At 60.6% G+C, this 18,704-nt stretch carries 18 protein-coding genes; 8 read left to right on the top strand and 10 right to left on the bottom strand.

Annotated features, from left to right (window positions below):
- Positions 1–35: 35 nt before the first annotated feature.
- The 5 genes from J2Y39_RS05140 to J2Y39_RS05120 form a co-directional block, all read right to left on the bottom strand.
- Positions 36–1,874, bottom strand: coding sequence for an amidohydrolase (locus J2Y39_RS05140; protein ID WP_024012432.1), 1,839 nt, complete (start codon positions 1,872–1,874; stop codon positions 36–38).
- Between the two features lie 40 nt (positions 1,875–1,914).
- Positions 1,915–2,541, bottom strand: a complete 627-nt coding sequence (locus J2Y39_RS05135) for an antibiotic biosynthesis monooxygenase (protein WP_024012431.1) — start codon at positions 2,539–2,541, stop codon at positions 1,915–1,917.
- Complete coding sequence (locus J2Y39_RS05130) at positions 2,534–2,947, bottom strand: DoxX family protein (RefSeq protein WP_122602574.1); 414 nt, start codon at positions 2,945–2,947, stop codon at positions 2,534–2,536. Before J2Y39_RS05130 ends, J2Y39_RS05135 begins: the two co-directional genes overlap by 8 nt.
- A 501-nt stretch (positions 2,948–3,448) precedes the next feature.
- Entirely contained in the window at positions 3,449–4,372 is a 924-nt protein-coding gene (locus tag J2Y39_RS05125) for a LysR family transcriptional regulator (RefSeq protein WP_039762138.1), read from the bottom strand.
- Between the two features lie 54 nt (positions 4,373–4,426).
- Positions 4,427–5,410, bottom strand: a complete 984-nt coding sequence (locus J2Y39_RS05120) for an MBL fold metallo-hydrolase (RefSeq protein ID WP_409037396.1) — start codon at positions 5,408–5,410, stop codon at positions 4,427–4,429.
- A gap of 236 nt (positions 5,411–5,646) precedes the next feature.
- Between J2Y39_RS05120 and J2Y39_RS05115 the strand changes: the two genes are divergently transcribed.
- Both J2Y39_RS05115 and J2Y39_RS05110 read left to right on the top strand, forming a co-directional pair.
- A complete protein-coding gene (locus tag J2Y39_RS05115) occupies positions 5,647–6,078 on the top strand; it encodes a helix-turn-helix domain-containing protein (RefSeq protein ID WP_041478577.1) in 432 nt (143 codons plus the stop codon).
- Positions 6,079–6,212: 134 nt separating this feature from the next.
- A complete protein-coding gene (locus J2Y39_RS05110; RefSeq protein WP_310215518.1) occupies positions 6,213–9,062 on the top strand; it encodes a winged helix-turn-helix domain-containing protein in 2,850 nt (949 codons plus the stop codon).
- On the opposite strand, the gene J2Y39_RS05105 is transcribed toward J2Y39_RS05110, so the two are convergent.
- The gene (locus J2Y39_RS05105) at positions 9,027–10,499 is read right to left on the bottom strand and encodes a winged helix-turn-helix domain-containing protein (protein WP_310215516.1); all 1,473 of its coding nucleotides are present in this window, start codon (positions 10,497–10,499) and stop codon (positions 9,027–9,029) included. The two genes, J2Y39_RS05110 and J2Y39_RS05105, sit on opposite strands and share 36 nt — an antisense overlap.
- A gap of 90 nt (positions 10,500–10,589) precedes the next feature.
- Positions 10,590–11,540 carry a GlxA family transcriptional regulator gene (locus tag J2Y39_RS05100; protein ID WP_095179519.1) on the bottom strand — a complete coding sequence of 317 codons (951 nt, stop codon included), beginning with the start codon at positions 11,538–11,540 and terminating at the stop codon, positions 10,590–10,592.
- A gap of 220 nt (positions 11,541–11,760) precedes the next feature.
- On the opposite strand from J2Y39_RS05100, the gene J2Y39_RS05095 reads away from it, so the two are divergent.
- Positions 11,761–12,483: a pirin family protein gene (locus J2Y39_RS05095; RefSeq protein WP_056784475.1), complete on the top strand. Its 723-nt coding sequence runs from the start codon at positions 11,761–11,763 to the stop codon at positions 12,481–12,483.
- Between the two features lie 41 nt (positions 12,484–12,524).
- Here the strand turns inward: J2Y39_RS05095 and J2Y39_RS05090 are convergent, their stop codons facing one another.
- Together J2Y39_RS05090 and J2Y39_RS05085 are read right to left on the bottom strand one after the other, a co-directional pair.
- Complete coding sequence (locus J2Y39_RS05090; RefSeq protein ID WP_056784473.1) at positions 12,525–12,962, bottom strand: hypothetical protein; 438 nt, start codon at positions 12,960–12,962, stop codon at positions 12,525–12,527.
- 249 nt (positions 12,963–13,211) lie between these two features.
- On the bottom strand, positions 13,212–14,087 hold the full coding sequence (locus tag J2Y39_RS05085; RefSeq protein WP_095179517.1) for a LysR family transcriptional regulator: 876 nt from the start codon (positions 14,085–14,087) through the stop codon (positions 13,212–13,214).
- A gap of 111 nt (positions 14,088–14,198) precedes the next feature.
- On the opposite strand from J2Y39_RS05085, the gene J2Y39_RS05080 reads away from it, so the two are divergent.
- From J2Y39_RS05080 to J2Y39_RS05070, 3 genes are all read left to right on the top strand, one after another.
- Complete coding sequence (locus tag J2Y39_RS05080) at positions 14,199–15,398, top strand: YbfB/YjiJ family MFS transporter (protein ID WP_310215509.1); 1,200 nt, start codon at positions 14,199–14,201, stop codon at positions 15,396–15,398.
- Between the two features lie 61 nt (positions 15,399–15,459).
- Positions 15,460–16,458, top strand: a complete 999-nt coding sequence (locus J2Y39_RS05075; RefSeq protein WP_310215506.1) for an NAD(P)H-quinone oxidoreductase — start codon at positions 15,460–15,462, stop codon at positions 16,456–16,458.
- A 114-nt stretch (positions 16,459–16,572) separates the two neighbouring features.
- Positions 16,573–17,517 (top strand): alpha/beta hydrolase, encoded by a 945-nt coding sequence (locus J2Y39_RS05070; RefSeq protein ID WP_041478569.1) that lies wholly within the window; start codon positions 16,573–16,575, stop codon positions 17,515–17,517.
- A 30-nt stretch (positions 17,518–17,547) separates the two neighbouring features.
- Here J2Y39_RS05070 and J2Y39_RS05065 read toward each other — a convergent pair whose 3' ends face one another.
- On the bottom strand, positions 17,548–17,877 hold the full coding sequence (locus J2Y39_RS05065) for a hypothetical protein (protein WP_041478568.1): 330 nt from the start codon (positions 17,875–17,877) through the stop codon (positions 17,548–17,550).
- Between the two features lie 196 nt (positions 17,878–18,073).
- Between J2Y39_RS05065 and J2Y39_RS05060 the strand changes: the two genes are divergently transcribed.
- On the top strand, positions 18,074–18,349 hold the full coding sequence (locus J2Y39_RS05060; protein WP_310215501.1) for a hypothetical protein: 276 nt from the start codon (positions 18,074–18,076) through the stop codon (positions 18,347–18,349).
- 127 nt (positions 18,350–18,476) lie between these two features.
- Positions 18,477–18,692 (top strand): hypothetical protein, encoded by a 216-nt coding sequence (locus J2Y39_RS05055; RefSeq protein ID WP_041478566.1) that lies wholly within the window; start codon positions 18,477–18,479, stop codon positions 18,690–18,692.
- Positions 18,693–18,704 lie beyond the last annotated feature (12 nt).

Genomic DNA, 18,704 nt, shown 5'->3' with positions numbered 1-18,704 from the left:
AGCGCCGGCCCTGATGACCGGCGCTTTTTTCAAACTCAGAACGCGAAGCAGGAACAGCCGAACGCGCCCCAGAAACCGGCGAAATCGCTGACCGGCGCATTAGACATCCGCGCTTTTTCATGGCTGTGGGTGTGCACGGCGCATGGCCCGCTGCACTGGTGAACCTGCGCTTGCAGTGGCGAGTTCGGGCGCCAGTGGCCCGGGACTTTGACTACCGGCGACCAGTCCGGCAGCACCGGAATCGAGCGCGGGCCGAGGTCTTCGAAATCGCCGGCGGCGTAGACGATCTTGCCGCCGACCACGGTCATGACCGACTCGATCCACTTGATCGCTTCTTCTTCAACGCTGAAGAAGTCCGCGCTCAGTGCCGCGAGGTCTGCCAGTTGGCCGACGCGGATCTGGCCCTTCTTGCCCTGCTCCGAGGAGAACCACGCGCTGCCGTGGGTGAACAGCTCCAGCGCGGTGCTACGTGGCAAACCTTCTTCGTACAACGCCAGACCGCCAACGGTGCGGCCGCTGACCATCCAGTACAGCGAGGTCCACGGGTTGTAGCTGGACACGCGGGTGGCGTCGGTACCGGCGCCGACCGGCACGCCTTCGGCGAGCATGCGCTTGATCGGTGGCGTGGCTTCGGCAGCTTGTTTGCCGTAGCGATCGACGAAGTATTCACCCTGGAACGCCATGCGATCCTGAATCGCAATGCCGCCGCCTAGCGCCTTCACGCGCTCGATGTTTTGCGGGGTGATGGTTTCAGCGTGGTCGAAGAACCACGGCAGACCGTTGAACGGAATGTCGCGGTTGACCTTCTCAAACACGTCGAGCATACGGCTGATCGATTCGTTGTATGTGGCGTGCAGACGGAACGGCCAGCGCTGCTCAACGAGGTGGCGCACCACCGGTTCCAGCTCCTGTTCCATGGTCTGCGGCAGGTCCGGACGCGGTTCGAGGAAGTCTTCGAAGTCGGCGGCGGAGAACACCAGCATTTCGCCGGCGCCGTTGTGGCGCAGGTAATCGTCGCCCTGATGCAGCTTGACGCTGCCGGTCCAGTTCTGGAAATCGGTCAGCTCTTCTTTCGGCTTCTGGGTGAACAGGTTGTAGGCGATGCGCACGGTCAACTGGTCGTCTTTGGCCAGTTGCTCGATGACTTGGTAATCGTCCGGATAGTTCTGGAAACCACCGCCGGCGTCGATCGCACTGGTCAGGCCGAGACGATTGAGTTCACGCATGAACTGGCGGGTCGAGTTGACCTGATATTCCAGCGGCAGCTTCGGCCCTTTGGCCAGGGTCGAGTAGAGAATCATCGCGTTCGGCCGCGCGACCAGCATGCCGGTCGGGTTGCCGTTGCTGTCGCGCACGATCTCGCCGCCCGGCGGGTTCGGCGTGTCGCGGGTGTAACCGGCCACGCGCAGGGCGGCGCGGTTGAGCAACGCGCGGTCGTAGAGGTGCAGGATGAACACCGGAGTATCCGGCGCGGCCTGGTTGATTTCTTCCAGGGTCGGCATGCGTTTTTCGGCGAACTGGAATTCGTTCCAGCCACCGACCACGCGCACCCATTGCGGGGTTGGCGTGCGATCAGCCTGGTCCTTGAGCATGCGCAGCGCGTCGGCGAGCGATGGCACGCCTTCCCAGCGCAGTTCGAGGTTGTAGTTCAAACCGCCACGAATCAGGTGCAAGTGCGAGTCGTTGAGGCCAGGGATGACGCAGCGGCCCTTCATGTCGACCACTTGTGTGGCGTTGCCTTTGAGGGCCATGGCCTCGGCATCGTTACCGACGACGACGAAGCGGCCGTCCTTGATCGCCACCGCACTGGCCAGTGGTTTTTCCCGGTCTACGGTATGAAACTGGCCATTGAATAAAATCAGATCGGCGCTCATCGCAGTTCCTCAAGCGAAAGTGAAAAGAAGCAAACCCCGCTCAACGCGGCGAGGTTTCTTGGGAATCGAGGTGTTCATAGGCCTGACTGGCTTCCAGCCACGGGGTGAACAAACGAGTAACCGGCGGCATCACCACGTAGACCACCGAGAGGACGATGGTCAGGGTGATCAGGAACGTGGCGACCACGTAGTTGGACAGAAGCGGATGCAGCGCCAGCAACGGCCCCCAGATCAGCGGCACCAGCAGGGTGTGCGGCAGAATCACTAACAGGGTGACGACAGCCTGCTTCCAGCGCGGCGGTGGCGAGCCGGCTTCGGCCAGCGGGGTGAACCAGAATTCATTGACCGGCGCGACTTCGGTCTGATCACCGTCAGCCAGCATCGGTGCGGCTTCAGCCACCAGCGCCTGACGCTCGGAGGATTCCAGCCAGCCCTGCATCGCTTCGGTGGAGCTGAAGCGCAATACGCACGTGTAAAAATCCAGACGCCCGCGCTTTCCGCGCACCACGTCCACACCCAAATGCCCTTCGCGCTGGCCGGCGATGCGCACGATGTTGCGCAGCCATGCTTCATAGGCCGATTCGAAACCGGCCTTGACCGAGTGTTTGATGATTAACGTGACGGTCTCATCGGCCCCCGGTGCTTGTGAATTGAGGACTTCAGGCATAACGCAGCACTCCGGGCAAACGAACAGGAATCGCCAGCCGTCCGGGCCCGGCGATCAATACGGTGGTGAAAAGAATCAACAGCAACCAGCCAAACTGCCCCTCAGCCACACTCCATTGCGGATGCACGACCAGCAACGCCACGAGCAGTACAAAGAGAATAGGCAGGCAGGCCAATCGCGCCAGTACACCGGCGACGATCAGTAACGGGCAGAGGACTTCGGCAAAAATCGCCAGGATCAGCGTCAGGTGGGCGCCAAGGTGGAACGGGTCTTCGATCAGTTGCAGTTGCGCGGTGAAGTCCAGCAACTTGGGCAAGCCGTGCACGCACAACAGAAACAACCCGCCGCTGACCCGCAGGAACAGCAACCCGATGTCGCGCGCCTGTTCATCCCTCGTAGCAATCATGACCCGACCCTTTGAATGTCATTGACGAGAATCATGCCAAGGCCGGGGCGGAAGAAATTGGATGGGTGTGCTTAGTTGCTTTTCAGGTCACTGACGTTCTGCTGCCAGCCACAAACAATGTGAGAGTGAGCCTGCTCGCGAAGGCGTCAGGTCAGTCACATCCACACTAACTGACACACCGCTTTCGCGAGCAGGCTCGCGCCTACAGGTTTTTGTGGTGACCAACAATGTTCATTCCACCCCGAATCCCTGTGGGAGCTGGCTTGCCAGCGATTGGTCGGCACATCCACCACCTTCTTTGACGGACCCACCGCAATCGCTGGCAAGCCAGCTCCCACAAGTCTATGTGCCGAATCACAAAGCCCGGTCAGCCCCGAATTTCTCTGTGGGAGTGAGCCTGCTCGCGAAGGCGTCAGGCCAGTCACATCCACACTAACTGACACACCGCTTTCGCGAGCAGGCTCGCTGCCACAGGAGAACTGCTTGTGTAATCGAGGGCGGTTAAAGCGCCGGAATATCCAGCGGCGCCGCCATGAACTGGCTGATGCGCGAGCGCAGCCACTTCTCCGCCGGGTCGTTGTCATGCACCCCGCTCCACGCCATCGACAATTGCGCGGCATCGATCGGGAATGGCGGATCTTCGGCACGCAGGGCGCAGCCTTCGACCAAGGCACAGGCGGCGTAGTCCGGGACCGTCGCGATCATCTCGGTACCGGCGAGCAAGGCGCGCAAGCCGCTGAACTGCGGTACGCCGAGAACGACTCGGCGGCAACGGCCGATCTTGGCCAGATCCAGATCGATATTGCCGCTCAGGTCACCGGAGAACGACACCATCGCGTGCGGACGCTCGCAATATTCGTCCAGGGTCAACGGCCCCGGACGGTCGTCGCCGCGCAGCACTTTGCACGGAATATCACGCAGCTTCTTGCGCTTGGCGTTGGCCGGCAGATCCGTGGTGTAGCTGACACCCACGGAGATTTCTCCAGAGGCCAACAGCGCCGGCATCAACAGATAGTTGGCGCGGCGCACCACCACGACGATCCCCGGCGCCTCCTGCTGAAGCTGGCGCAACAGCGGTGGAAACAGACCGAACTCGGCGTCGTCCGACAGACCGATGCGAAATACGTCGCAACTGCTGGCCGGTTCGAACTCCTTGGCGCGGCTGACTGCGCCGGAAATCACGTCCATTGCCGGTTGCAATTCCTTGAGGATCGCCAGCGCCCGCGCTGTCGGCTCCATGCCGCGACCGTTGCGCAGCAGCAACGGATCGTCGAACAGATCACGCAAGCGCCCCAGTGCAGCACTGACCGCCGGCTGGCCCATGAACAGTTTTTCCGCCACACGGGTCAGATTCTTTTCGAACATCAGCGCTTCGAAAATCACCAGCAGGTTCATGTCGACGCGGCGCAGATCGTTACGGTTCATGGGTGTGGTTTCCTTATCGGTGTCAGACGCTTTTTGCCACAGGCGTTGGGCACTTTACTCGATCAATGGCACTTTCGCCGCGCGTTTGTAGGGGCCGTACTCTACCGGCACCCATTGGAAATGTTTGCCCTCGGCGGTGATGTGGCCGATGCCCGGGAACGGCAGATGCGCTGCCGTCACCCAGGTCTTGCTCGCTGCCGCAGCACTGAACACTGCCTGACGACTGCTGATCGCCTGCTGACTGTTGACGTCGAAACCGATCGACACTTCCGGGTGCAAAAACTGCACCGCCAGGTTATGCACCAGGTCGCCCATGAACACGATGCTCTGCTGCTGCGAATTGAAGCGATATGTGGTGCTGCCCGGCGTGTGGCCGGCTTCGAGGGTTGCTTCGACCAGTCCCGGCAGTGGCGACTGCCCGGCGGCAAACGTCTTGAAGCGGCCGGCGGCAACATAGGGCGCCGTAGAGTCCCGGGCTATCTTGAAAAACTCTTTTGCGCCCGCCGGGGCCTTGGCCAGCGCTGCCGGATCGAGCCAGTAGTCGGCCTCGGCTTTGGCTGCAAACACGGTGGCGTTGGCGAACACCGGTTTCTTTTCGGCGTCGACCAGACCGCAGACGTGATCGAGGTGCAGGTGCGTCAGCAGAATCGTGTCGACCTGTTCAGGCTTGTAACCGGCGGCCTGCATGTTGGCCGAGAGTTGGCCTGCGGTGGCGCCGATGCACTGCCCTGCGCCCGTGTCGACCAAAATCAGTTGTTTGCCAGTGTTGACCAGAAAGGCATTGAACGCCGTCTGCACGCCAGGGGTTTCAATCGAACGGCGCGCAAGCAGCGCGCGAATCTGACTCTGGCTCATGCCCCGCAACAACTTCGGCGACAAATCGTTGTAACCGTCGAACAACGCGGTGACTTCGTAATCGCCGACAGCCAGCCGGAAATAACCCGGCGCCTGAGTGCCAACCTGCGGTGCCTGCGCCATGGCGCCGGACATTGCCAGCACGACCGCCAGCGTCGTTGCCGCTTTCACCAAGCTTTTCATTGCATTCCCCTTTGAACCTGGCCAACGGCGGCCGTGCTTTGTCGACATCGTCGCGCAAAGCGCCGGGCGCTGACTTGCAAGGATGTGCTGAGTTCCAGCCTGAGCGAGGAAATTAACAACGATTAACTCGTCAGTCTCAAGGCATCGCCCAACAATGAAGCCCTCTGCGCAGCGTTGCTTTTTTGACCTGAGGGAATGCGCCGACCGTGCCTTCCCCACCGACACGGACCTTGGCCATGGCTTATCTACAGCAATCCGTCGCCCTCGCCCCTGCCAGCGAACCGCGTAAAAACACGACTGGCGGACTCAGTCCGCAGCGCGAACGCCAGATCAAACAGTTGATCCTGGATCGCTTGGGCGAAAGCCTCGAAGTGGCTGAACTGGCCCGGGCATGTGCACTGTCACGCAGTCATTTCTCCCGCGCATTCAAGTGCAGCACCGGCCTGTCGCCACAGGACTGGATCCGCGCCCAGCGCCTGGCTCGAGCCAAGTTGCTGATCCAGCACACCGACTTGAGCCTGACGCAAATCAGCCTCGAATGCGGCTTCTGCGATCAGGCGCACTTCTGCCACATGTTCACCCGCAGCGAGGGCATCAATCCCTTCGCCTGGCGCTGTCGAGTCATGGATAAACCGAAAAACACCGCAGCGCAGCCTGCGGTGTTTTGACTGCTGCCGTTACGCCACCCGTTGCACTGATGCTCAAACCTGAGGATTATGCCCGGACACCCCGGATCAGACGGCCTGCGCATGCGCCAGGCACTGATTCGCCCTGTCCGCCGCATCACCGCAGGAGCGCGCTGTTGAGTTTTTCCCCGAATCAGGCCATTGCGTTTGGCCCCTATCGGATTCATCCCGGGCAACGATTGCTACTTGAAGGCCAACAGCCTTTGCGCCTGGGACGGCGGGCGATGGACATCCTCCTGATTTTGCTGGCCCATGCCGGTGAAGTGGTGAGCAAACAGCAATTGATGGCCGGGGTCTGGCCAGACAGTGTCGTTGAAGACATCAATTTGCGCGTGCACATGGCAGCGCTGCGCAAAGCGCTTGGCGACGGGCAGAACGGCCAGCGCTACATCGTCACCGTGGCGCAGCGCGGCTACAGCTTTGTCGCACCGTTCGTGCTCGACAGCATCGAAGCAACGCCTGCGGTCGCCGCGCCCCGGCACAACCTGCCGCTGCGTCGTACGCGGATGATTGGTCGCCAACCCCTGATCGATCACTTGATTACGCAACTGCCGCGCCGACGCTGCATCACTCTGGTCGGCCCCGGCGGCATTGGCAAGACCACCGTCGCCCTGCGCGTCGCTGAACAATTGCTCGACCAGTATCGCGACGGCATCCGCCTGGTGGATCTGGCGCCCATCGCCGATCCCGCGCTGATCGGCTCGCATCTGGCGACGCTGCTTGATCTGTCCGCAGCTGAAGGCGATGCGCAGGCTGGTCTGGTCGACGGCCTGCGAGAACGGCAAATGTTGTTGGTGATCGACAACTGCGAGCACTTGATCGATGCGGTCGCGTCGCTCAGCGAGCAGATTCTGCGGGGGGCACCAAAGGTGCATATCCTGGCGACCAGCCGCGAGAGCCTGCGCGCTGAGGGTGAGTTCGTGCAGCGTCTGGAATCGCTCGAATGCCCGTCCATGTCGACCCCGATGGAGCCGGCCCAAGCACTGGGCTTTGCTGCGATGCAGTTGTTTGTCGAGCGCGCCACCGCAGCCAGGGAAAACTTCCGACTGAGCCACGCCGAGTTGCCGCAAGCGATCGAAATCTGCCAGCGCCTGGACGGCATTCCGCTGGCACTGGAACTGGCCGCCGCGCAGGTCAGCGAATTGGGCATGGACGGATTGCTCAAGCAATTGCGCGAGGGTTTGCCGCCATTGTCGGCCGGACACCACAGCAGCGCCGAACGCCACCTGACCCTGCGCGCGACGATGGACTGGAGTTTCAACCTGCTCAACGTCTGCGAGCAAACCTGTTTGCGGCGACTGGGGATTTTCCGCGGCAGCTTCACCCTCGCCTCGGCAGCAGCGGTGATCATCGGCCAACAGATTGATCCCGGCGCGGTGTTCACCGCCGTCACACAATTGGTGGCCAAATCCCTGCTGAGCGTCGAAGTGGGCGACGAAGATGTTTTCTATCGCTTGCTCGACACTACCCGCCACTACGCACTGGAAAAACTCGAACAGGCCGACGAGCTCAACGCAACCCGCCAACGCCACGCCGAGCGATGCCTGACACTGATGCAGCAGGCGCAGGCGGATTGGGACAATACTCCGACTGTATTGTGGATGGAGCGCTATGCCCGGGGTCTGGAGGATTTGCGCGCGGCACTGGACTGGAGTCTCAACGGCCCGGGACCGGATGAGCTGGGGGTGCAACTGGCAGCCGCGTCGGCGCCTTTGTGGCAGGAGCTGTCGTTGCTGCGCGATTACAGCCGCTATGTGCGCCGGGCACTGAGTCTGCTGGAGGCTTCGCCAGCAGACTCGCTGCTACCGCCCTGCCCTCGCCTGCAAATCGCCTTGAAACTGGCGCTCGGTAGCGCCAGCTATCACACCTGGGGCGGCACGCCACAAACCATTCAGGCCTTCGTCGACGCCTGCCAATTGGCCGAGGAACACGGCGATCTGGCCGGGCAACTGCGCGCAGTGTCGGGGCACATGGCGGTCAATCTGAGTTGCGGGCATTACCGCATGGCTTTGGCCCAGAGTGAGCAATTCGACCGCATCGGCCTGCACGGCGAACCGCTGCTGTCACTGAGCACACATCGCTTGCGCGTGCTGGCCCTGCATTATGCCGGCGACCAGCCGCAGGCACGCGTACATGCCGAGCAGGTGCTGCAACGCATGGCACACAGCGGCCATCTCAATCGTTTCACCCATGGTTTTGGCGTGCAGTACGATCAGAGCGTCGCTTCGCTGACAGTGCTGGCCCGAGTGCTGTGGTTGCAGGGCCTGCCCGAGCAAGCCTGGCGCGCCGCACGGCAGGCGCTGGACATCGCCGTGCAGATCAATCACGGCACATCGATCTGTTACACCCTGGCGCTGGCCAGTTGTCTGATCGCTCATTACAACGGCGACCATGTAAACGCCCGCGCGCTGCTGCAGTTGCTGCTGGAACAATCGCAGAAGCACTCGGTGCTGCTGTTCAATAACTGGGGCCGGCAGTATGCGCAGGTGATCGATCCGGATAATGCCGTGCCCGTACCAGCACAGAGCAGCGGTCTGATTCGGGAAGTGATGGTTACGCTGGATGAGCGTTTTGTCGATGATGCACTGGTGGAGCGCGCGCGCAATGGCGATGCGGGATGGAGTGCAGCGGAGATATTGCGGGCGCGGGCGGCGGCATTGTTGAAGGGTTCATCCTGTGGGAGCGAGCCTGCTCGCGAATCGGCCCGCTCAGACACCGCTGAAACCCGAGAAGCCGAACAAACCCTGCAACAAGCTCTGGCCATCGCCAGAAGCCAGGGCGCCCTCGCTTGGGAACTGCGCAGCGCCACGGACCTCGCCCGATTATGGCAGCGCCAGTTCCGCCATCGCGAAGCATGGGATTTGCTCAGCCCCATTTACCAGCGCTTCACCGAAGGCTACGCCACACCGGACTTGCGCAAGGTCCGCCTGCTACTCGACAGCCTCCACGAGCAGTGCCCGGCCTGAAGCGTTGCGCGTTCTGCTGAGATAGCGCGCATGGCGCTGTTTCAGTTCGAACTTGTCGTCACTGCGCTCGAACTGATCACGAGCATAGCGGCGCACGGTGTTGAGCATCCAATAGCGGGCCGTCGCACGGTTGGGTTCTCGAACAAGCAACGATTTGCGCGCCAACCCTTCGATTATCGCGGACAGTCTGGAACCCGCCAGATCCGCGCTGCTGATCACACTCAGTGCGGCCTCCAGGGTAAAGCCCGCGCTGAATACCGACAGACGCAGCAGCACACGCTGTTCCATTGCCGTCAGGTACTGGAAGCTCCAATCGATCGCAGCGGCCATCGACTGATGGCGCGGTTCCGCGGTGCGCCGGCCTTGGCCAAGCAACTGCAGGCCGTTTTCAACCTGTGCCTGCAAGCCGATCAAGCCCAACGCGTCGATCTGCGCAGCGGCGAGCTCGATCGCCAGCGGCAGACCGTCCAGTTGACGGCAGATCTCGCGCACACCTGGCAAATCCTGCTCACGCAAACAGAAGCCATGCTGCCGTGCCCGCGCGCGATTGACGAACAACTGCACCGCCGGATAGCCCATGGCTTCTTCGACGGTGTTCAATGTCGAGCGCTTGGGAATCGCCAACAGCGGCACGTAATGAACGGTCTCCTGCGCGACTTGCAAGGCTTCGCGGCCGGTGACCAGAATCGACAGGCGAGGCGCAGCATGCAACAGCGTTTCCGCCAGTGCCGCACAGCTGTCGCGCTGGTGGTCGCAGTTATCCAGTATCAACAAGGCGTGCCGGCCGGTCAGTGCGAAAAAGTCTGTCTTCAGGGTGTGCAACAGGCGCTCGAGCAATGGAATGTCATCTTCGAGGCTGGCAAGGTCGACCCACCAGGCGCCATCGCGAAAGTATTGCAGGAGCAATTCCGACACGCGCAATGCCACTGTGGTCTTGCCAACACCCGGCGCACCGGTAATCGTCATCAAGCGGCATACCGGCATTTGTCGAACCAGACTACCAATCAGGGCGTCGCGCCCACTGACTGGCGTCAGTCGTGCCGGAAGATTGTGCAGGGGCATGAGCGCGGCAGCGGGCATGGTCAGCGCATCACTGGTGCCCTGCTCCACCGGGGCGACAAAACTGTAGCCGCAGTGCGCCACGTGAATGATGAAACGCTGCCCGTTTACGCCGTCACCCAGTGCGCGACGCAACGCCGCAATGTGCACACGCAGGTTGATCTCTTCGACGACCGAGGTCGGCCATACTCGAGCAATCAACTGCTCTTTGCTGACCACCTCACCCGCGTGTTCGAGCAGCGCCTGAAGGATGTCCATGGCGCGCCCGCCCATGCGCAACGGCTGCTCTCCTTCAAGGACCAGACGTTGGCGCACATGAAAGGCGTAGGGGCCGAAACGCAGCACTGAACCGTGGCTTGTGTCGTTGTGATTATTCATGCCAAACATCTTGGCACTCTCGCGTGACGATACAACCGCCAGAGCCGACGCAGCACGGACATCCGACTGCGTCAGACGGACAGAACCGCTCTAGCTGAACTGTTCGCGGTATTGTAACGGTGTAAGACCGAGCTTTTCGGCGAACAACGAGCGCATGTGCCGGACACTGCCAAAGCCGCTTTTGTAGGCGATGGTCTTGAGCGGCAGATCGCCGGTTTCCAACAGGTTTCGCGCGCAGTCAATGCGGGCATTCTGCAAAAACTCCATCGGCGTCATATTGACGTCACGGGCGAACAGGCGAGCAAAGTGCCGTGCGCTCATGTTCGCCAATCCAGCCATGCGCTCGACGGTGAACGCTTCATCCAGATGTTCAAGGACGTAATTCTGTGCGCGGGTGATGGGCGTTTCTTGCGGTGAGACTGCCGCCATCAACGGGCTGAACTGCGCTTGCCCGCCCTGGCGCTTCATGACCACCAACAAGACCTTGGCGACGTCCTGGGCGATTTTCTTGCCGTGATCTCTGGCCACCACCGCCAGCGCCAGGTCGATGCCGGCCGTAACGCCACCGGAGGTGATGAGATTACGATCCTCGACGTAGATCTGATCGGTGGTCACCGTGGTTTTCGGGAAAGCCTTGATCAGCCGTTCGGTGTAGTTCCAGTGCGTGGTGACGCGATAACCATCAAGGAGGCAAGCGTGGCCGAGGATGAATGCGCCAGTGCAAATCGAACCGTAACGCTCCGCGCGCGGCACGGCTTTTTTCAACCAGCCAAACAGCTCGGGAAATCTCTGGTTATAGGCGCCGGGTCCGCCCGGCACCAATAGCAGGTCATAGCGCTCGGCCGCTTCGTCGATGTGCAAGTCAGCCTGAACCTGCACGCCGTTGGACGCCCTAAGCAAGCCGCGCTCTGTGCCGAGAGTCGTCAATTGATAGTGCAGATCAGGTTTCAGATAACGGTTGGCGACTGAAAACACCTCCAGCGGCCCCGCCATGTCGAGCATCAGAAAGTCAGGGAACAGCACCATTGCCACGGTTTTCATGGGAGGTTTCACACATATTCAAGGGTCAATACGCACGCTTCAGCCAAGGCATTATGGCGGACCGAGTGTTCAGGAGCGTGATCGAATGGGTGAACCATAACGCAAAACTGTCAACCTGAGCCGGACAGTCTTTCAATTTCCATCTACTTATTGCCTCACCGGGTAACCAGTAACCTTCTCCTCACTCGGACGAATTCACGTCCCGCCAGGAGATTTCATCATGCTGACTCTTCGCAAAGCCTCCGATCGCGGCCTCGCCAATCACGGCTGGTTGAAGTCGTTTCACACCTTTTCTTTCGCCAGCTACCGCAACCCGCGTGAACAGGGTTTCTCCGATCTGCTGGTGATCAACGATGACCGGGTCGCCGCCGGCAAAGGCTTTGGCCAGCACCCGCACCGCGACATGGAGATCTTTTCCTATGTGCTCGAAGGCGCGCTGGAACACAAGGACACCCTCGGTACTGGCTCGGTGATCCGCCCCGGGGACGTGCAATTGATGAGTGCCGGCAGCGGCGTGGCGCACAGTGAGTTCAACCACTCGGCCACCAAGCCCGTGCACTTTCTGCAAATCTGGATCGTGCCGGATGTCAGTGGCGCCAAGCCGCGCTATCAACAGGAACACTTCAGCGCGCAGAAAAAACGTGGTCGCCTGCAACTGATCATCTCGCCGGACGGTAGCAATGGCTCCCTGAAAGTCCGTCAGGATGCGCGGGTCTACGCCGGGTTATTTGACGGCGAGGAAAGTGCCACGCTGAAATTGCCGGCCAATCGTTACGCTTACGTGCACGTTGCGCGTGGCAGCGTCGAACTCAATGGCCAAGCCTTGCAGGAAGGCGACGGCGTGCGGGTTCGTGAAGAACAGCTGCTCACCTTGAGCAACGGGGTCGATGCCGAAGTGCTGGTGTTCGACTTGCGGCCTCAGGAGTTGCCGGAAATGCCATGATCTGGCGCGATGCAGAACGGCCTTCCACTGAAGGCCGTTTTTTATTGCGGCGGCTCTGCTGAGGGTTGTACGACAGGTTTGGGTGACGATACCTCTTTGCCAATCTGAATCGCTGCCAGCGTGGTTTGTATCGTGGTCAACACCGCCGCCTGATTGGCAAAATGTGCGCCAACCAGCAAGGAAGCCACGCCGAGGAAATGCACAGTGGTGGCAGCCCAGTAATTGGCCTTTACCGTCGATGCCTGTCTGATCGCTTCCCGCGATTCGTCGGCGATTTTCTGCACGCCCATCCACATCAGGTCATAACGCTTGTCCCGTTCCTGCAGGGCCTTGTCCCGTTCAAGATAGACCTTGTCCCGCTCTGCCTGAGCAGCCAGGAACCCGCGAATGTCGGCGCGCATTTCTGCCACGCGGCCATCCATCCTCGTCTCGATGGTTTCTATCCTGGCATCGAATTCTTCGCGACTTATGCTGCTCATGATTTACCTGTCCCGCCCCGCGTCCGATCTGTCCGTGACTGCATATTGATTCACTTCCCTGATTTTCAATTCGACACCTTTCTGCGGCTACGCGGCCTTCCCTGGCTCTTCGTTTCGATGCATCACTGAGGTCTGCATCGAGCTGCAGTGACAATAGAACTCATCACGGACTACAACAAGCCGGCCCATTCTGTCTCGGACGTAGGCTGTTTCGTCAGCAGTTGTAGCCTCGGCAAAACCCTGAACCACTTATTCGTTTTCCAGCGCAAAAGCCTCAACGATCTGCTCGATGACCGCCCGTACCCGCGCGGTGTGACGCAGGTCGGCGTGGGTGACCAGCCACACTTCATACGGCAGCGGCCGGGTCCGCTCCGGCCAAAGTCTGACGAGGCCATCGCGTTCGCCCATGTATACCGGTATCTCGCCTATCCCGAGGCCTGCGGCAAGGGCTCGACGCACCAAAAGGCTGGAGCTGAGCGTGGCGACGATGCGTCCGCGGGTCAACGGTTCAGAGACCAGCGTTAGGTCTTTTTTGCTCTGTAAGTACGGCTGATACACCACCAGATCATGGCCCTCGAAAGCGTTGCCGGGCTGCGGTTGTCCATGGCGCTCGACATAGGCCTGTGCTGCGAAAAGTCCTACAGGCCAACGGGCGATTCGCCGAGCGATGAGATCCGGGTTATCCGGCCGAGTATTGCGCACCGCGATATCGGCTTCGCGCTTGGCCAGACTGAGGATTTGCGTCGACGCATCCAGCTGAATCTGCACGTCGGGGTGCTGGTCATGCAGGCGCGCCATCGCCGGGATGATGAAGTCGATGGCCATCGAGTCGGTGGTGCTGACCCGTACGTTACCGGTCAGACGATCGTCCAGCCCGTGGATGTGCCGCTCCAGTTCCAGTGCCGAATGTTCCATTTTTTCCACACTTTTACGCGCCGCTTCACCAACACTGGTCAGCGCGTAGCCATCGGAGGTACGCAGGAACAGCGTCGCGCTCAAAGACTTTTCCAGCGCGGTAATACGCCGCCCGACAGTGGCCTGGTCCACGCCCAGAACTCGTGCAGCTCCGCGCAAGGTGGACTCGCGACAGACCGCCAGAAAAACCCGCGCATCATCCCAATTCATGCTGATCCTCATCGAAGCATTTTTGCATCACTCTGCCGCTTAATCGCTGCATATGCGCAGCCAAGATAGCCGATAAGCTGAGCGCCATACACCTCTTGTGAGATCGCTATCATGCGTACTGCAAATTCCTCCGGCATCTGGCTGCCGATCTTCGCCGGGCTTTGCGCCAGCCTGGTCAGCATTGGCCTGGCGCGTTTCGCCTACACGCCGCTGATCCCTTCGCTGATTCAGGCACAGTGGTTTTCCGCCAATGATGTCGTCTATCTCGGCGCGGCCAATCTGGTCGGCTACTTGATTGGCGCCCTGCTCGGTCGGCCCATGGCCCATCGACTAGGTAACCGCAACGCCTTGCGCCTGATGATGCTGGCGGTCACGGGAGCATTTTTTGCCTGTGCTTATCCGCTCTCGGTGAGCTGGTTCTTCGGCTGGCGTTTGCTGTCCGGCATTGCCGGTGGCGCGATCATGGTGCTGGTGGCGGCAACCGTGCTGCCTCACGTTCCGGTGGCGCGCAGAGGCTTGGCCAGTGGCGCAATCTTCCTTGGCATCGGCCTGGGGATTGCTGGCTCCGGCACCATCGTGCCGCCACTGCTGACTCTTGGCTTGCAGGCAACATGGCTGGGGCTGGGCGCGCTGGCGTTGTTGCTGACCGCGTTGAGCTGGTTCGGCTGGCCTGCGGATACCGCGCACCCTGTGGCTGCGCACGCAACGTCGGCTGATGAGCCGACACCGCCGGGCGTCTACCTGTTGTTTGCTCAATACGCGTTCATGGCCGCCGGGCTGGTGCCTGCCATGGTGTTTCTGGTGGATTACGTGGCTCGCGGACTGGGCGCCGGGGCGCATATCGGCGCAATGGTCTGGGTGATGTATGGCCTGGGGGCGATTGTCGGACCGGTGACTTACGGGTTTCTGGCTGACCAGCTTGGCGCCCGTACTGGTATTCGACTGGTGTTGGTAGTGCAAGCCATCGCCCTCGGTTTGCTTGCCGTCTCCCATTCATTTCTGGCGCTGGCTTTACTGGCGGTGATTCTCGGCTCTTTCCCGCCGGGCATCGTGCCGCTGGCCTTGGCCCGGGTGCATGAACTGGTGCCGTCGCATCACCGTCAGCAGATCGCCTGGAGCCGTGCCACTGTGTCATTCGCAACCTTTCAGGCGCTGGCCGGGTTTGCCTATTCGGCATTGTTCAATGCCTCGGGCGGCCAGCACACGCTGCTGTTTGTGATCGCCGCTGGCGCGATCGTCGTCGCTCTACTGCTGGAGCAAGCCATGCGCTGGCTGCCCTCTACAACTGAACCCCGTTGCGCGGCGAACTGAAGGGAATCATTGCGCGCTGCCAGCGTTCCCATCTACACGACCTTTTTCACAGGAATCGACAATGTCACTGCCCAACGAAATGACCCGTATTGAAATCACCGAACCCGGCGGCCCTGAAGTATTGCAAGCCAGGCGCGTGCCTCTGCCGACCGTTGGCGAAGGCCAAGTGCTTATCCGCGTTCACGCTGCCGGCATCAATCGTCCGGATGCCTTGCAGCGCGCCGGCAAATATCCGATGAAACCCGGGATGGACCCGATTCCCGGACTTGAGGTGGCTGGCGAAGTGGTCGCGGTTGGCGCTGGAGTAACGCGTTTCGCGGTCGGCGATCGGGTCTGCGCGCTGACCAATGGCGGCGGATACGCCGAGTATTGCGCGGTACCCGCCGGCCAGACTTTGCCTGTGCCGGATGGAGTCGATTGGGTCCAGGCCGCCGCGATTCCGGAAACGTTTTTCACCGTCTGGGCCAACCTGTTCGGCCTCGGCGCCGCCAAGCCAGGCCATTGCGTGCTGATTCACGGCGGCACCAGCGGCATCGGTACCACCGCGCTGATGCTCTGTCGTGAATTCGGTATTGAGGCGTTCGCCACCGCCGGCAGTCCTGAAAAATGCGCCGCAATCAGTAAACTTGGCGGGCAGCCGATCAACTATCGGGAAGAAGATTTTGCCAAAGTCATTGCCGAGAAGACCGCAGATCAAGGCGTGAACGTGATTCTCGACATCATGGGTGGCTCGTATCTGAACGGCAACATCAGCGCACTGGCGATGGACGGCCGACTGGTGATGCTCGGTTTTCTCGGCGGCGCCCGCGCCAACGACATCGATCTGCTGGCGATCCTCGGCAAACGCGCGGTGGTCACCGGTTCGCTGCTGCGCGCGCGTACCGCTGCGGAGAAAGCCGCGATCGCCGATCAACTGCAAGAACACGTTTGGCCTGCCCTCAGCGCCGGGCGCTGCCTGCCGATCATCGACAAGGTTTACCCGCTGGCTGACGCGGCTCAGGCCCATGCCCGCATGGAGGGCGGCGATCATATCGGCAAGATTGTGCTGCAAGTGGGGTGATCGATTGCAGCATCTTGTAATCGTTGGGCGTGCACGGTGGTCGAAAAACAGTCACGCGCAGACCGAGGCATCTGGTAAAAAGCGTTCTTTGTCTGCGCTGTGGTGAAACGATTAATGTTCCTGTCCTTCCTGACCCGCCTGCGACGCCGCCGCTTGGCATTCGCCATGATGGCCGCGCTGATCATTGGCGTGCCGACGAGTTGTGCGGTGCTGGAACACACCGAGCGCAAACTGTTGTTTCGCATCGAGCCGGGCACCGCCGGCTGGTATCGCGGTCTGCCCGGCAGCGTTCAGGAACTCGATCTGCAACCGAAGAGTTTCAAGGCCGGGCAGAACATCCATGCCTGGTGGTGGCCGGCGGAACGTGCCAATGCCCCGGCAATCCTTTATTTGCATGGCGTGCGCTGGAACCTCACCGGACAGTTGTTCCGCATAGAACAACTACGCGCGGCGGGCTATTCGGTGCTGGCCATCGATTATCGCGGGTTCGGCCAAAGCAAGGGTGATCTACCATCCGAAAGCAGCGTTTATGAAGATGCCCGCGTGGCCTGGGAGCGCTTCCAGCTGCTGCAACCGGACCCGAACAAGCGCCTGATCTACGGCCACTCTCTCGGCGGTGCGGTGGCGATTGATCTGGCGGCCGAGCTCGGACAGAACGCGGCGCGCAACAACACACCTCTGCCGGTTCGCGGTCTGGTCATCGAATCTACCTTCACTTCTCTCGCCGACGTAGCTGCCGCCGTGGCCAACACCTCGCTTCCTGTGCGTTGGCTCCTGTCGCAGAAATTCGATTCCATCGACAAGATCGCCGACATTCACATGCCACTGCTGGTGGTGCATGGCCTGGCTGATGCCTTCGTGCCGCCGCGCTTCAGCGAGCAGCTATTCAATGCCGCAGAGCAGCCCAAACGCCTGCTGCTCGTGCCCGGCGCGACGCACAACAACAGCATGGCGCTTGGCGGCCAGGGCTATCGCAAGGCTCTGGATGCACTGATGCAGACCAAAGCGGCGCCGCGGGTTGCCGGGCCGGCAGTCGCCAAGGGCTCTCGCGATTCCTGAGCTGTGTAAATCAGTCCTGAGAAACCGGCATCAGCGCCGAGCCAACTCATGGCGTACGCATTGTTCGTAATAGGTCTGCTTGACCGCTGCCGGTTTGAGCTTCGAACTGCTGTTGTAGGTCTGCTCGGTAATCCCCATCGCTGTCATGCGCATCCAGGGTTGCTGGAATCGGCGAACCTGCAATTGCTTGCGCGCGCCATACAGCGAAACCCCGGACAGTTTTGATCGCTGCGCCCCGGCAGCAATATCCGAGCCCCAGGTGCAGGCAAAGCGATGGCCCTTGCTCAACTCTTTTGCCTGCACTCCCGAGGCGATCAAAGCCAGGGAAAGCGTCACAACGGTGATGACAATCGTGCGCATATAGCCAACCTAACCTTTTGAAAAAAGGCGATTTTGCCGGTGCGAAATACCTATGGGGGCCAGCAATTTGCCTGCTGTCGCGAGATTTTTGATCCGGCTGAATACAATCAGGCTTCGCCGCTCGTCCAGTACTGCGCACCTTTGGCAGACAGGCTTATCCAAAGCAGTACATCCCACCGCGTAGAAGGCCCACGTGATGAACAAGAAAATCTTCGCAATTTCGTTTTTCAGTCTGTACTTGATTGGCCCGCTCCACGCTTGGGCAGCCGAAACGACAGCGGGCGCTGCCACCCCCGCCACCGCCCTGCCCGGTGTCAATCATGCACAAAGCTCTAGTGACCATGATGAGAAGGCCAACAAGAAAGGTGAAGAGTCTTCAGGCGCCAATGCGGGCTCAGAGCCGCACGAGACGGAGAAGGATGCGGCGACGTCGAGCGACTCTGAAGATCTTGAGAAAAAACCCGCTCAGTAACCACGGACTTTGCTATTCATAACGAAATACCGACGCCGAACTAGCGCAATACAGGGTGATATCAATATGATGCGCGCACTGGCCACCATAGAAGGTGGCCAGAGGAAAATACATCCAAGGAATGCAAATGAAAGATTTCGTCATCGGCGTCAACAACATCGTTCTCTACATCGCACTGGCGGTCATCCTGATCGTTTCCCTCTTCATGATGAGCCAGAGCTTTCTTTCGGGTCTCGGCATGTTTGTAGGCGGCACCCTGGGCTGGTGCATCGTCTCTGGCTTCTGGTTCGTGCAATCGGCGACCTACGAAGAACTGCGCAAGCTGAACTCGAAAACCAGCTGATCTGCGCCGAGT

The organism is Pseudomonas sp. 2957, assembly GCF_031456345.1.
GTDB lineage: Bacteria > Pseudomonadota > Gammaproteobacteria > Pseudomonadales > Pseudomonadaceae > Aquipseudomonas > Aquipseudomonas siliginis.
The sequence above is the reverse complement of the archived record's forward strand: the minus strand, read 5'-3'. Positions and strand labels throughout refer to the sequence as shown.

What these genes read in the sequence shown, in the direction of transcription:
- J2Y39_RS05140 (WP_024012432.1), bottom strand. Translation starts at nt 1,874, where the DNA reads ATGAGCGCCGATCTGATTTTATTCAATGGCCAGTTTCATACCGTAGAC.
- J2Y39_RS05135 (WP_024012431.1), bottom strand. Translation starts at nt 2,541, where the DNA reads ATGCCTGAAGTCCTCAATTCACAAGCACCGGGGGCCGATGAGACCGTC.
- J2Y39_RS05130 (WP_122602574.1), bottom strand. Translation starts at nt 2,947, where the DNA reads ATGATTGCTACGAGGGATGAACAGGCGCGCGACATCGGGTTGCTGTTC.
- J2Y39_RS05125 (WP_039762138.1), bottom strand. Translation starts at nt 4,372, where the DNA reads ATGAACCGTAACGATCTGCGCCGCGTCGACATGAACCTGCTGGTGATT.
- J2Y39_RS05120 (WP_409037396.1), bottom strand. Translation starts at nt 5,410, where the DNA reads ATGAAAAGCTTGGTGAAAGCGGCAACGACGCTGGCGGTCGTGCTGGCA.
- J2Y39_RS05115 (WP_041478577.1), top strand. Translation starts at nt 5,647, where the DNA reads ATGGCTTATCTACAGCAATCCGTCGCCCTCGCCCCTGCCAGCGAACCG.
- J2Y39_RS05105 (WP_310215516.1), bottom strand. Translation starts at nt 10,499, where the DNA reads ATGAATAATCACAACGACACAAGCCACGGTTCAGTGCTGCGTTTCGGC.
- J2Y39_RS05100 (WP_095179519.1), bottom strand. Translation starts at nt 11,540, where the DNA reads ATGAAAACCGTGGCAATGGTGCTGTTCCCTGACTTTCTGATGCTCGAC.
- J2Y39_RS05095 (WP_056784475.1), top strand. Translation starts at nt 11,761, where the DNA reads ATGCTGACTCTTCGCAAAGCCTCCGATCGCGGCCTCGCCAATCACGGC.
- J2Y39_RS05090 (WP_056784473.1), bottom strand. Translation starts at nt 12,962, where the DNA reads ATGAGCAGCATAAGTCGCGAAGAATTCGATGCCAGGATAGAAACCATC.
- J2Y39_RS05085 (WP_095179517.1), bottom strand. Translation starts at nt 14,087, where the DNA reads ATGAATTGGGATGATGCGCGGGTTTTTCTGGCGGTCTGTCGCGAGTCC.
- J2Y39_RS05080 (WP_310215509.1), top strand. Translation starts at nt 14,199, where the DNA reads ATGCGTACTGCAAATTCCTCCGGCATCTGGCTGCCGATCTTCGCCGGG.
- J2Y39_RS05075 (WP_310215506.1), top strand. Translation starts at nt 15,460, where the DNA reads ATGTCACTGCCCAACGAAATGACCCGTATTGAAATCACCGAACCCGGC.
- J2Y39_RS05070 (WP_041478569.1), top strand. Translation starts at nt 16,573, where the DNA reads ATGTTCCTGTCCTTCCTGACCCGCCTGCGACGCCGCCGCTTGGCATTC.
- J2Y39_RS05065 (WP_041478568.1), bottom strand. Translation starts at nt 17,877, where the DNA reads ATGCGCACGATTGTCATCACCGTTGTGACGCTTTCCCTGGCTTTGATC.
- J2Y39_RS05060 (WP_310215501.1), top strand. Translation starts at nt 18,074, where the DNA reads ATGAACAAGAAAATCTTCGCAATTTCGTTTTTCAGTCTGTACTTGATT.
- J2Y39_RS05055 (WP_041478566.1), top strand. Translation starts at nt 18,477, where the DNA reads ATGAAAGATTTCGTCATCGGCGTCAACAACATCGTTCTCTACATCGCA.